General features: G+C 41.9%; 12 protein-coding genes and 1 pseudogene. 4 read left to right on the top strand and 9 right to left on the bottom strand.

Features of this window, described 5'->3' with window-relative positions:
- Positions 1-307: 307 nt before the first annotated feature.
- The 5 genes from C8322_RS09150 to fahA are packed head-to-tail and all read right to left on the bottom strand — an operon-like array spanning position 308 to position 4221.
- A complete protein-coding gene (locus C8322_RS09150) occupies positions 308-955 on the bottom strand; it encodes a CoA transferase subunit B (RefSeq protein ID WP_004811036.1) in 648 nt (215 codons plus the stop codon).
- 2 nt (positions 956-957) lie between these two features.
- A complete protein-coding gene (locus tag C8322_RS09145; RefSeq protein WP_004811035.1) occupies positions 958-1659 on the bottom strand; it encodes a CoA transferase subunit A in 702 nt (233 codons plus the stop codon).
- Between the two features lie 23 nt (positions 1660-1682).
- Entirely contained in the window at positions 1683-2258 is a 576-nt protein-coding gene (locus C8322_RS09140) for a VOC family protein (RefSeq protein ID WP_004811033.1), read from the bottom strand.
- A gap of 20 nt (positions 2259-2278) precedes the next feature.
- A complete protein-coding gene (maiA, locus tag C8322_RS09135; RefSeq protein WP_008305597.1) occupies positions 2279-2917 on the bottom strand; it encodes a maleylacetoacetate isomerase in 639 nt (212 codons plus the stop codon).
- 20 nt (positions 2918-2937) lie between these two features.
- Complete coding sequence (gene fahA, locus C8322_RS09130) at positions 2938-4221, bottom strand: fumarylacetoacetase (RefSeq protein ID WP_004811029.1); 1284 nt, start codon at positions 4219-4221, stop codon at positions 2938-2940.
- 188 nt (positions 4222-4409) lie between these two features.
- Here fahA and C8322_RS09125 point away from each other — a divergent pair, with 188 nt between their 5' ends.
- Positions 4410-5231, top strand: a complete 822-nt coding sequence (locus tag C8322_RS09125) for an IclR family transcriptional regulator (protein ID WP_008305601.1) — start codon at positions 4410-4412, stop codon at positions 5229-5231.
- Between the two features lie 243 nt (positions 5232-5474).
- Here C8322_RS09125 and C8322_RS09120 read toward each other — a convergent pair whose 3' ends face one another.
- The 4 genes and pseudogenes from C8322_RS09120 to C8322_RS14590 form a co-directional block, all read right to left on the bottom strand.
- Positions 5475-6701, bottom strand: coding sequence for an aromatic amino acid transaminase (locus C8322_RS09120; protein WP_111810541.1), 1227 nt, complete (start codon positions 6699-6701; stop codon positions 5475-5477).
- 29 nt (positions 6702-6730) lie between these two features.
- Positions 6731-8131 carry an amino acid permease gene (locus C8322_RS09115; RefSeq protein ID WP_111810540.1) on the bottom strand — a complete coding sequence of 467 codons (1401 nt, stop codon included), beginning with the start codon at positions 8129-8131 and terminating at the stop codon, positions 6731-6733.
- Between the two features lie 170 nt (positions 8132-8301).
- Positions 8302-9363, bottom strand: coding sequence for a 4-hydroxyphenylpyruvate dioxygenase (hppD, locus tag C8322_RS09110; protein ID WP_004811022.1), 1062 nt, complete (start codon positions 9361-9363; stop codon positions 8302-8304).
- 506 nt (positions 9364-9869) lie between these two features.
- Positions 9870-10025 (bottom strand): annotated as a pseudogene (locus C8322_RS14590) (MFS transporter); the annotation flags it as partial.
- 216 nt (positions 10026-10241) lie between these two features.
- Between C8322_RS14590 and C8322_RS09100 the strand changes: the two are divergent.
- From C8322_RS09100 to C8322_RS09090, 3 genes are all read left to right on the top strand, one after another.
- Entirely contained in the window at positions 10242-10724 is a 483-nt protein-coding gene (locus C8322_RS09100; protein ID WP_004811020.1) for a VOC family protein, read from the top strand.
- A 505-nt stretch (positions 10725-11229) separates the two neighbouring features.
- Positions 11230-12219, top strand: coding sequence for a biotin synthase BioB (gene bioB / locus C8322_RS09095; protein ID WP_008305604.1), 990 nt, complete (start codon positions 11230-11232; stop codon positions 12217-12219).
- Positions 12220-12306: 87 nt separating this feature from the next.
- Entirely contained in the window at positions 12307-13029 is a 723-nt protein-coding gene (locus C8322_RS09090; protein ID WP_008305605.1) for an alpha/beta hydrolase, read from the top strand.
- Positions 13030-13053 lie beyond the last annotated feature (24 nt).

Raw genomic sequence — 13053 nt, 5'->3', positions numbered from 1 at the left:
TATTATGACATTATTTCAATGAGTTATCTATTTTTGTCGTGTACAGAGGAGCTTAATAAAAAAACAATAAACAGAAAAAAATAGTTTTTCTGCAAACTTATTTAAATAGAAATAAAGATAATTTTATTTGATCCAATAAAGTGAATTACATTCATGAGATTTTATTGGGATTTTTAAAATTATACGGCAAGAACATGAATATTATAGAAAAATATGCTTTATCTTTAGTGTAATTACGATGCTAAAGCAATATTTCAGAAGATAATCAAAGCAGCTTCCTCTGCTTTGATTATTCAGTAGAAGCAGATCAGGCAGCCTCAAGTCTATCCGTAATCAGCTCAACTCCAGTTGCAGCTTTAATCTGCTCCAGCGTGACATCTTGGGCCAGTTCTATTAAGACTATTCCTCTTGAAGTAATATCCATAACACCGAGATCAGTAATAATCCGGTTGACCACACCTTTACCTGTTAGTGGCAAAGTACATTGAGGAACGATTTTCGAGGTACCATCTTTAGCCGTGTGTTCCATTAGGACTACAACTTTCTGCACACCGGCTACCAGATCCATGGCACCGCCCATACCTTTGACTTTCTTGCCTGGAATCATCCAGTTTGCCAGATCACCCTTTTCGGAAACTTCCATTGCTCCCAGAATCGCAATATTGACATGCCCACCGCGAATCATGGCAAAGGAATCAGCACTGGAAAAGAAGGCAGCACCTTTACGGGCAGTCACCGTCTGTTTACCTGCATTAATTAGGTCTGCATCAACGGTTTCTACAGTTGGAAATTCATCAATGCCTAACAGGCCATTTTCAGACTGGAGCCAGACGTTGATATTGTCCGGAATATAGTTGGCCACCAGTGTTGGCAAACCGATACCAAGATTGACATAAAACCCATCTTCAAGTTCCTGTGCTGCACGTTGAGCCATTTGATTTCGAGTCCAAGCCATGATTATGCTCCCGCCTTTAAGGTCATCTGTTCAATGCGTTTTTCTGGTGAAGCATTAACGACAATTCGATTCACATAGATTCCAGGCAGATGGATATCATCGGGATCAAGTTCACCAATCTCTACGATCTGTTCAACTTCAGCCACAGTGATCTTCCCGGCCATGGCACATTCGGGGTTGAAATTACGTGCGGTTTTACGGAAGACCAGGTTGCCGGCCTTATCTGCTTTATAGGCTTTGACCAGTGCCACATCTGCGGTTAATGACTTTTCCAGGATAAATTCTTTACCCTCAAATTCACGGACTTCTTTGCCTTCAGCAACCAATGTGCCGACACCGGTTTGGGTGTAGAAAGCGGGAATTCCAGCACCACCCGCACGCAGTTTTTCTGCCAGTGTTCCTTGGGGCGTCAGCTCTACCTCCAGCTCACCATTTAAATATTGACGTTCAAATTCCTTATTTTCACCGACATAAGAAGAAATCATTTTTTTGATCTGCTTGGTCCGCAACAATTTACCCAAACCAAAGTCATCCACCCCTGCATTATTAGAAATACAGGTGAGGCCGGTGACACCGGTATTTTTTAAGGCTTCTATGAGTGCTTCAGGAATGCCGCATAAACCAAATCCACCGACCGCCAGTGTTTGATGATCTGCCACGATATCTACTAAAGCTTCCTGAGCATTCGCAACGACTTTATTCATCAGAAATCCCTTCCTTTAAAAATTTAAGCATCCATCTTGACTTCGCGAGCGCTCTGGTCTAATTCATCTGCATGCAGGAAGTGCGTATGTGACGGTGCACGTTTGGTTTTGCTCCATTGTTCCAGCATGTCATACTTCATTTCTTCGGTAATCATGGCGATTTTTTGCGGTGCTTTTTCATCATCATACGCCAGTTCCAGACGGTGGCCATTTGGATCGAAAAAGTAAATCGAATGGAAAATGCCGTGATTGGTAATGCCCAGTACATCTACGCCATTGGCTTCCAGATGTTCTTTTGCCTGAACCAGTGCCTGACGATCTTTCACTTTTAGGGCAATATGCTGCACCCATTTCGGGGTGTTTTCATCACGACCCATTTCCGGTTGGGTGGGTAGTTCAAAGAAGGCCAGGACATTGCCATTACCTGCATCTAAAAATAGATGCATATACGGGTCGAAAGCCTTGGTAGATGGCACATGATCCTCGGCAAAAGCCAGAATAAAGTCCATATTCAGATTTTTTTTGTACCACTCTACGGTTTCTTTGGCATCTTTACAGCGGTAGGCGACATGGTGGATTTTTTCAATTTGAATGGTCATACTTATATCCTTATATATTCTTATGCTGCATCAGGCTGCGCTTCAGGTGCAGCTTTTTGAAATGCATCTAGTGAATTGCAATGTTCATAAATCGATTCAATTTTCGGAAAATCAGAAAGATCGATGTTGAAACGTTTGGCGTTATACACTTGTGGAATCAGACAGCAATCTGCAAGACTCGGCTGATCTCCAAAACAGAATTGACCATTTGAAAGCGTTAATTGAGCTTCGAGCGCTTTTAAACCGGTGATGACCCAGTGTCTGTACCATTCGGTTTTCTGTTCATCGCTGGCATTCAGGGTTTTACTAAGGTATTGAAGTACACGCAGGTTATTTAAGGGATGAATGTCGCAGGCAATATTCAGACTAAAGGCCCGAATCAGCGCACGCTGTTGCAAATCCTTGGGCAACAGGGGAGTTTCCGGAAATTTTTCTTCCAGATATTCAATCATGCTGAGCGACTGGGTCAGCGTGAAATCATCTTCAATTAAGGCAGGCACCAGCTCACCCGGATTGACCTGTCGAAACGTTTCACTATGCTGTTCGCCGCCGTTGTTTACCAGATGAACCGGAATATGTTCTGCTTCGATTCCTTTCAGGTGGAGCGCAATACGAACCCGGTAAGCGGCTGAACTGCGAAAATAGGTATATAGTTTCATGATCATGATTTCACTCCAGCTTATTCACTAAAACCGAAATCAAGCGCTGGCAGAATTTTGCCGCTCACAGCACCGAAACCGATACGAAGGCCATCTTTTTCACAATGGCCTTTCATGATTACGGTGTCGCCGTCCTGAATGAAAGTGCGCTGTTCACCATTCGACAAGGTAAGTGGCTTGGTGGCATTCCAGGTAATTTCCAGTAATGAACCATAAGAGTCTGGCGTAGAGCCGGAAATCGTGCCTGAACCCATCAGATCACCAACCTGTACATTACAGCCTGCAATGGTGTGATGAGCCAGCTGCTGTGCCATTGACCAGTACATATATTTAAAGTTGGTCTTACAGATCACATCTGCTTGATCTGAATTTTCAGTCTGGATCTCGACAGACAGATTGATGTCATAGCTATTGCTGCTGTTGTCTTCACGCAGATAAGTCAGAGGTTTGGGATCTTGAACTGGTGAACTGGTTTTAAACGGTTCAAGTGCTTCCAAAGTCACGACCCATGGCGAGATCGAAGAGGCAAAAGTCTTGGCGTTAAATGGACCTAGCGGTACATATTCCCATTGCTGCAAGTCACGTGCAGACCAGTCATTGAATAGCACCATACCAAAAATATGGTCCCAGGCATTTTCAATCGCAATGGGCTTACCTAGATGATTTGGCTTGCCAATAATAAAACCGGTTTCCAGTTCGAAGTCGAGTTTGCGACATGCTGAAAAGACTGGACGATCAGAATCCGGTAATTTGATCTGTCCAGATGGACGCACGATCTCTGTACCGCTCACAATTACGGAGCTGGCACGGCCGTTATAACCGACTGGAAGTTCTGACCAGTTTGCTAACAATGCATTTTTCGGATCACGGAACATACAGCCGACATTGGTGGCATGCTCTTTCGATGAATAGAAATCGGTATAGCTCGGGATATGCACCGGCAGATGCATTTTGACATCTGACTGGTTAAAGAAAACCTGATCACGGAGTTCCTGATTATCACGCAATTCGGCATGATCTGCTGACAACAGCGTCTGTAACTCTGCTCGTACTTTAGACCAGTTGGCTTTACCCGACTCAATAAAAGCATTCAAGGTTGGCTGGTTAAAAAATTGCTGGCCTTGTTCCAGCTTTAAATAACCCTTTGCTTCCAATGCTGCCAGGTCAACCACCCATTCTCCAAGTGCAACTCCGGCACGTGGTTGAGCATTCTGCTTATCACTGAAAATACCATAAGGCAGGTTTTCTAAAGGGAAATCTGAATCAGGAGCGATGTCGACAAATGACTTTAAACGCGTCGTCATAAATATGGATCCTTTCCGTGGAAAATTTAAGTTCTATACAGAATCATACTTATATTTTTAAATTACGCAATAAATAATTTGATTATGAATAATGTAAATTTGTTAAAATGCCGCTATGATCTGAATCTGGAATCAGATTTGGCTGAGCAAGATTTTTGATTTCAGTAGTACAATGGCTTGATAGAACCATGAAAATTAATGCGTATATGCAGGATGAAACGATGAACGTTGAGGAAGAAAAATTACAGGGAGGGGTGCAGTCTCTAGAAGTAGGATTAACTGTGCTCGATGCATTGACTGAACATAATGCACCGATGATGTTAAAAGAGCTGTCAGAAGTCCTGTCCATGCATCCTGCAAAAGTGCATCGCTATGTGGTGAGTCTGATACGTAAAGGTTATGCCCAGCAGCTCAGTGATGGACGTTATAGTCTGGGTGAGCGTGCTCACGCATTTGGCGTCAATGCTTTAAAACGTACCGATATGCTGGAATTAACCCAAAAATATATTATGCAGATTCAGCAGCATTTAAATTGCAGTATTCATGTCAGTAAATGGTTTGCCGATGGTGCCGTCGTGGTTCAGTCACTTGAATCTAACCACGTATTTAATATCATTACCCGGGTCGGCTCACGTATGCCTTTACTAAAGTCGGCAACTGGTCGTTTACATGCCTGCCTTCAGCCAGAACACATCATCAAGCCTTTGCTGGAAAAAGAGTGGGCGAGTAGCGCTAAAGCAGATCAATATCCTGCGAACTGGAAAGAATTCTCGCAACTTAAAGAGAAAATTCTACAGCAGGGCTATGCCTCAGTCACTGGCGATATGATGGCAGGCATCCATGCCGTGGCAATTCCAGTGTTTAGCTTTAGTCGCCAGCTCGATCATGTAATTACTTGTATTGGTACCGAAGACCAGTTGCCAGCAGACCAGATGCAAGAAGCTATTGATTATCTGCTTGGAATCCAAAAACAGATTGATGGCTTGTTTAATCCAGAGGTTACTGTCTAAAACTTTCATTTATTGCAGATAAGTTTTCTAAACCTGAACTTATTTCACAGATCCAGATCTGATTCAGGGATTGGATCTTTTTTATCAAGATTTTGATCGCTAAATAGGATTAAAAATGATTTTATTTTTGCAACACAAAACCAAGATGATCACTCGCTTTTAATTTAAAAAAAGAATAAAGCAAGATCCATAAAAAAGCCTTCCAATATTAGAATTAGAAGGCTTCTAACAACTTAATTATTTCTAAGCAATCAACGGTTCAGCTTCACTTTGCATTTTAATCACAGCAGCCATCGACTCGGCAACATAATCAATATTGCTGAGGTTCAGGCCTGCTGTACACATCCGGCCACTACGAACCAGATAAATACCATAATGCTGTTTTAACAGATCCACTTGCTCAGCAGTTAAACCAGTATAGCTAAACATACCTTGCTGTTGAGTCAGGTAGCTGAAATCAAGTTCTGGCAATGCCTGAGACAATTTTTCTTTGAGTAAGCCACGCATGCGTAAAATACGCTGGCGCATTTCTTCAACTTCAACCTGCCATTGCTGAAACAGTTCAGGAGTATTTAACACCTGACTGACCAATAGCGCACCATTGGCCGCTGGACTTGAATAAATCCGGCGAACTGTGGCTTTTAACTGGCCTAAAACATTTTGTGCGCTTGTGGAATCATCGCAAACAAAACTTAAGCTACCAATCCGTTCTCCATATAAAGAGAAGATTTTGGAAAATGAATGGCTGACGATGAAATTCATACCGGCTTGATCAAGTGCACGAATGGCATAGGCATCTTGTTCCAGACCCTGACCGAAACCTTGATACGCCATATCTAGGAACGGAATTAAGGATTGAGATTTTAATACTTCAATGACCTGATCCCATTCATGTGGCTGTAAATCTGCACCAGTCGGGTTATGACAGCATGGGTGCATTAACACAATACTGTGAGCGGGCAGTTGTTTTAAGCAATCCAGCATCGCCGGGACATTAACGGCATTGGTTTCAGCATCATAATAAGGATAGAAATGGGTTTGAATACCCGCACCGTTAAAGATCGCAATATGGTTTTCCCAAGTCGGCTGGCTCACCCATATTTCAGATTCTGGAAAATATTTCTTTAAAAAGTCAGCGCCGACTTTTAGTGCACCTGAGCCACCCAAAGTCTGAATCGTGACCACACGACCTTGCTCGCGGGCAGGGCTGGAGGTTCCAAAAATTAATTCCTGTGCAGCCTGGTTAAAGCTGTTCAGACCATCCATCGGCAAATAAACACGGACTTTATGATAGTCAGGGGTCAGGTAAGTATAGGCTTTTTGCACTGAGTCTAGTTGCGGCACAATATTGTCTTCGTTGTAATATAGGCCGATGCTTAAGTTGACTTTGTTACTACGCTGATCTTTGTTGAATTCTTCCATTAAAGAGAGAATCGGATCGCCGGCATAAGTATCAATATGTTGAAACATGAATCTATCCTAATCTAATCAATATGCGATTACGCTTCTGGTAAGGTGCTAATTTTGCTGTTATCTAAAATAGCAGTCTGAGACTCCTGTTTGCGCTTAAAGAAGTAGGCAACCGAGAGAATACCAATCCAGACCGGAATCATGATGACAGCCACACGCATGTCCGGGGTGCTGCTCATAATTAGCAGAATACCGCCCATAAATGCGATACATAAATAGTTGGTGAATGGATAAGCCACACTTGGAAAATCGGTTTTGGTCTGCATGCGGTTCATAGATGTCTTGAATTTCAAATGAGTATAGGAAATAACAAGCCAGTTAATCACGATGGCAGCAACCACCAGCATCATCAACATGCTAAAGGCTTTTTCCGGCACCAGATAATTTAATAAAACGCACATCAAGGTGAAAAACGCTGAAACCATCACTGCATTCACAGGGATGCCACGCTGATTAATCTTGCTTAAGAACTTCGGTGCATTACCTTGTTGGGCTAAGCCTAACAGCATACGGCTGGTACAGTAGTTAGTACTGTTATATACCGAAACCGCTGCGGTTAACACCACGAAATTCAAAACACCAGCAACTGTTTGACTGCCGAGAGAATCAAAAATCATCACAAATGGGCTACCACCTTGTGCCATCATGTTCCAAGGGTAAAGCGATAAAATCACCACCAGGCTTAGGATATAAAATAACAGAACACGGTAAACAATCTGGTTCACTGCTTTAGGCAAGGTTTTTTTCGGGTTATCTGTTTCTGCCGCTGCAATGCCGACCAGTTCAATACCGCCAAAAGCAAACATGATCATGGCCATCGCCATAATCAGACCCATAATCCCATTGGGGAAGAAGCCACCTAATTGCCACAAATTTTCCAGACTGGATTGGCTATGACCACTGCCACTGGCCAGTAAATAACTGCCGAAAGCAATCATGGCAATAATGGCACCGACTTTAATGATCGCTAGCCAGAATTCCATTTCTCCGAATAATTTTACGTGAAGTAAGTTGATTACATTAATGAAAATAAAGAAGCCGAGGGCAGAGACCCAGGTCGGAATTTCTGGCCACCAGTAATGGATATAAAGACCGACGGCACTTAATTCGGCCATACAGACCAGAATATTCAGTACCCAGTAATTCCAGCCCGACATAAATCCGGCAAATTTGCCCCAGTATTTATAAGCGAAATGACTAAAAGAACCGCTCACAGGTTCATGTACAATCATTTCACCCAGCTGGCGCATCATTAAGAAGGCAATCAAGCCTGCAATGGCATAACCTAAAATAACAGAAGGCCCAGCAAGCTTGATCGTTTGTGAAATTCCAAGAAACAGTCCGGTACCAATTGAACCACCGAGTGCGATGAGCTGAATATGCCGGTTACTTAAACCTTTTTTCAGGTTTCCTTGTTCAATATGCTGCATTTTTATTCATCATCCATGTGAGATTAAGTGCTGAACTATGATGTGCTTTATTATTTTTATGCCGTCATCGATGCAGAATCTTAAGTGTTATACGAGCGTATACGTTGAAACAGAGGCAACCATACCGATGCATATGAGACTACATAGACACCGGTATGGTTTTAAAAAGGTCAGGCTTTAGAAATGTCTAAAACACCACGTTTGATCTGATCACGTTCGATTGATTCAAATAAGGCCTTAAAGTTACCTTCACCGAAACCATCATCGTCTTTGCGCTGGATAAATTCAAAGAACACCGGGCCAATCATATTTTCAGAGAAAATCTGTAACAGCAGGCGTTTGTTACCATCTTTGGTATTGCCATCGAGCAGAATGCCGCGTTTTTGCAGCTCATCCGCAGGCTCACCATGGTTCGGCAAGCGCTCATCCAGCATTTCATAATAAGTGCTTGGCGGTGGCGTCATGAACTTGGTGCCTAAAGCTTTCAGCTTGTCCCAGGTCTCAAGCAGGTCATCACAGATAAAGGCAATGTGCTGAATACCTTCACCATTGAATTCATTCAGGAATTCAGCGATCTGGCCATTACCTTTGTCAGAATCTTCATTTAGTGGAATACGGATCTTACCATCTGGTGCTGTTAGTGCCTTAGAAGTCAGGCCAGTGTATTCACCTTTGATGTCGAAGTAGCGGATTTCCTGGAAGTTGAAAATCTTTTCATAGAAATCTGCCCAGTACTGCATACGACCTTTATAAACGTTATGCGTTAAATGATCGATTTCATTCAGGCCTGTGCCGACTGGACGCGATGGAACATTATCGAAGAAGATAAAATCATTTTGGTAAATGTCACAATCGACCAGGAAGATTGGAGAGCCACCGATTCCTTTAATTGCAGGGATGTTAAGTTCCATTGGACCAATTTTGCTGTAAATTGGTTCTGCACCGATTTCAATCGCCTTTTGAAAAGCTTTCGCAGCATTCTTGGTACGGAAGCCCATTGCACAAGCAGAAGGACCGTGCTCTTTATAGAAAAATGCTGCATATGATTCAGGCTGATAATTCAGAATGATATTAATATTGCCTTGGCGCCATAAATAGACATTTTTCGATTTATGCTTCGCCACTTTAGTGAATCCGATGGCTTGGAAAACTGGATCCAGCTGACCATCTTCAGATACAAATTCAATAAATTCGAATCCACACAGTTCTAATGGATTGGCTAATTCATTCATACAACATCCTCATTTTTTAGAAGCAATCCTATTGCTCATCTTTTACTGTCTTGTTCAGGGCTCACGGATGTATCACTGCCATTTTATATTGAGTAGACAAATCCGTTTGCCTGACTTCTTTGACTTGCTGAACTGCATCGATTCCTGATGCACACAAGAAAAAGAAGGAATTTACCTCATCATACTGGATATAAGATATTATTCAATACGTAATTTAATTACGTAATAAATAATAAAGTAAAATAATGGGGTAATTTATAACATAAATTAATGTTATTCATAAAAAATATTTTTTGGATAATTCCAGGAAATTAATGCACAGTAAATGTAGCTTTTTGTAAGGCTAAGTCGTCTTAAACGAGCTATTTTGCAAGGCTTGCTGAGCTCAGGTTTTTAGGAAAAGAACCTGAAAAATTGAAATATGCAGAACTTGGTTTTAAATTGATTTTCCACAAAGAAAGAAAAGGCCCCTTAAATGGTTAAAGGTCTTACTGCTTGAAAGGAATTTAATCTGTCAGTTTTTCCACTTTTATACTTTCACGATAGATACTGGCAGCCTTTATACAGTAGGAAAACACCAATTACCTCGGCCACCGCATTGTCATAGAAATGGAGTTTCCGACCATTAAGGTATTTTCAAAGTAGCGGTCTGTAATCAGCGCAAATGAAAAAGCAAGGCATATGGTCGACTTGGACCTCGACAGATCAAGAAGTGCCTGTTATTACAATTCGAAGAATAAAAACACAATAAAGAAACTGGCCTTTTGCCAGCTTAGGTCGAATATAGAACGCACAAATAAATTTGTTTAGCCACTCAAAAGCGTAAAGCAGGGCTAAACAAATGCGTCATCTCTTAATCTCTACGCAGAGGTGAGATCATGAATATTGCAAAAAATACCATCTGCCTTTGGTACGATCACGATGCTGAAGAGGCTGCACGGTTTTATGCGCAAACCTTTCCAGACTCATCAGTAGGGGCAATAGTCCTTGCCCCTGGAGATTATCCGTCAGGAAAAAAGGGAGATGTCATTACAGTCAATTTTACGGTATTGGGTATTCCATGTATTGGTTTAAATGGTGGGCCAGAATTTAAGCATAATGAAGCTTTTTCCTTTCAAGTGGCCACACAAGATCAGGAAGAAACGGACCGATACTGGAATGCGATTGTGAACAATAGTGGGCAAGAAAGTGAATGCGGCTGGTGTAAGGATAAATGGGGAATTTCCTGGCAGATTATCCCCATGGCTTTACTTGAAGCATCTTACAGTCCAGATCCAGCAGTAGCAAAAAGGGCATTTGATGCCATGCTTAAAATGAAGAAAATTGATGTAGCAATAATTCAGGCAGCGATTCGTGGTTAAGTCATGTGGACTGATACAGCTTGTATATCTGATGTTTCCGATGAAATGAGTCACTTTATGAATAGACATAGATTGAGCTAAATTTTAAAAATCTCGCGCTTTTTATTTGTACCGACTCAGATTTAAACTTTAATGAATTGTCAGCTTGAGTTAAACAATACTTTTATAAAAAAGCCCTTGGATTTTTAGAGCCAAGGGCTCTAAATTTTCTGCCATAAGCTTGGTTTTACTGGCTTTTGGGAGCTTGGTAGTGAGTAAGTTGCAAATTCATTATTAATCTTTATCAAGACAGAAATTGAGAATTTTATTTATAAGTTTTATATATAAATAATAAGGATTAAAGCAGCTTAAATCATAAAATCTTGCAGCATAAAATTGTAATTGATTGAAAAGCTCAGCTTATAAATTAGCGTCATTCCCTCGAATTTTGATAGAAAAGGCTAAACCATTTTTTAAAAAACCGCGTATTATTTCTGCATTCCTTTTTAACATTGATGTTGAGACTATGATTCGCAATGACTGGACGCGTGACGAGATTCAGGCACTTTATGATCAACCACTGATGGATCTGCTATTTCAGGCACAGCAAATTCATCGTGAGCATTTTGATGCCAATACCGTACAGGTCAGCACCTTGCTCTCTATTAAAACCGGTCGTTGTCCGGAAGACTGTAAATACTGCTCCCAGTCTGCCCATTACGATACAGATCTGGAAATTGAAAAAAGAGTAGAGGTACAAAAAGCGATTGCTGAAGCAAAACAGGCGAAAGAATCAGGATCGACCCGTTTCTGTATGGGCGCAGCATGGCGGAATCCGCATGAGCGCGATATGCCTTATGTGCTGGAATTGATCCAGGAAGTAAAAAAGCTGGGTATGGAAACCTGCATGACCTTAGGTATGTTGAATGCCTCTCAGGCAGAACGTTTAAAAGATGCTGGACTGGATTATTACAATCATAACCTCGACACTTCGCGTGAATATTACGCGAATGTCATTAGCACCCGAACTTTTGACGATCGCTTAAATACTTTAGACCATGTCCGTTCAGCTGGAATTAATGTATGTAGTGGCGGGATTGTCGGGTTAGGTGAAGGTAAACAGGACCGTGTGGGATTATTGTTTGAACTGGCGACCATGCCAATTCACCCAGAATCGGTGCCAATTAATATGCTGGTGCCAATCGAAGGAACACCGCTCGCTGATGTAGAAAAACTGGATGTGATTGACTGGATCCGGACGATTGCCGTAGCTCGTATCATCATGCCAAAAAGCTATATCCGTTTGTCTGCAGGCCGTGAATCTCTATCTGATTCCGATCAGGCCCTGGCATTCATGGCAGGTGCTAACTCACTGTTCTCAGGTGATAAATTACTGACTGCACCGAATAGTGGTGAAGGCAAGGACAAAGCCCTGTTTGCCAAACTGGGGCTAAAAGCGGAAGCACCGAAGAAAACCGGCCGCGAGCTTGCTATGGATGCCATGCAGCCTGCTTAAATTTTGCAGCTGTATATCAGGGATCATTCCGGAAGAGATTGATCCCTTTTTTATTGAATAGATGATAAAAAATAGGGAACAGGATTGATGAAAATTCTGCTCATCAGCGGCTGGGGACTGGGGACTCAGGTACTGAATGAATTTGTACAGCAGCTAGAACAGCAGTTAACACCACAGCATCAGATCGAAGTCTGGGATATCTTTGACCCGAATAATGCAGCAGTACTGGCAGAAAAGGTACAGGCTGCAGCTGATAAAGATGTACTGATTGGCTGGTCACTTGGCGGGCAGTTAGCATTGTTATTGGCTAATGCAATCTATCAGCAGATACAAGTCGCCAAGCCCGTAATTGCCTGTATGTCAAACCCTTGCTTTGTGGCGCAAGAAAACTGGCCTCATGCTATGCCCAAAGTGCAGTATGAGCAATTTAAACATGCGGTGATGTTACAACCTCAACAGGCTCTAAAACGCTTCTGTGCACTGGTCACTTTGGGTTCAGTAGCACCACGAGAACGGGCAAAACATTTACAAGAGCAGTTGGTAAATATTGATTTATCCTATCAGCAGGCTTATCTCTATCTTTTAGAACAATTAAATTTGGTAGATATCTTAAAAAGCTATCCTGGCAAGATGCTATTTATAAATTCTGAGAACGATATGTTAGTTCCCTGCAAAATTATACAAAATATTGCACATTTCAATGCAGATCATCTGAACTTGGTAAAAATTTCAGCTGCGCACGATGCTATCCTGTTCGATACCAGTTTGGTCATTGAGCCAATCTTGCAATTTTTACAAAAACTTCGTTAATCAGAAAAATGCTAAAGGTCAGCT

Origin of the sequence: Acinetobacter sp. SM1B (genome assembly GCF_003289665.1) — a bacterium.
Lineage (GTDB): Bacteria > Pseudomonadota > Gammaproteobacteria > Pseudomonadales > Moraxellaceae > Acinetobacter > Acinetobacter schindleri.
The sequence above is the reverse complement of the archived record's forward strand: the minus strand, read 5'-3'. Positions and strand labels throughout refer to the sequence as shown.

Coding starts and splice junctions, on each gene's coding strand:
- hppD (WP_004811022.1), bottom strand. CDS start 9,363: ATGAATGAATTAGCCAATCCATTAGAACTGTGTGGATTCGAATTTATT.
- C8322_RS09120 (WP_111810541.1), bottom strand. CDS start 6,701: ATGTTTCAACATATTGATACTTATGCCGGCGATCCGATTCTCTCTTTA.
- C8322_RS09140 (WP_004811033.1), bottom strand. CDS start 2,258: ATGACCATTCAAATTGAAAAAATCCACCATGTCGCCTACCGCTGTAAA.
- maiA (WP_008305597.1), bottom strand. CDS start 2,917: ATGAAACTATATACCTATTTTCGCAGTTCAGCCGCTTACCGGGTTCGT.
- C8322_RS09150 (WP_004811036.1), bottom strand. CDS start 955: ATGGCTTGGACTCGAAATCAAATGGCTCAACGTGCAGCACAGGAACTT.
- C8322_RS09090 (WP_008305605.1), top strand. CDS start 12,307: ATGAAAATTCTGCTCATCAGCGGCTGGGGACTGGGGACTCAGGTACTG.
- C8322_RS09100 (WP_004811020.1), top strand. CDS start 10,242: ATGAATATTGCAAAAAATACCATCTGCCTTTGGTACGATCACGATGCT.
- bioB (WP_008305604.1), top strand. CDS start 11,230: ATGATTCGCAATGACTGGACGCGTGACGAGATTCAGGCACTTTATGAT.
- fahA (WP_004811029.1), bottom strand. CDS start 4,221: ATGACGACGCGTTTAAAGTCATTTGTCGACATCGCTCCTGATTCAGAT.
- C8322_RS09145 (WP_004811035.1), bottom strand. CDS start 1,659: ATGAATAAAGTCGTTGCGAATGCTCAGGAAGCTTTAGTAGATATCGTG.
- C8322_RS09115 (WP_111810540.1), bottom strand. CDS start 8,131: ATGCAGCATATTGAACAAGGAAACCTGAAAAAAGGTTTAAGTAACCGG.
- C8322_RS09125 (WP_008305601.1), top strand. CDS start 4,410: ATGAAAATTAATGCGTATATGCAGGATGAAACGATGAACGTTGAGGAA.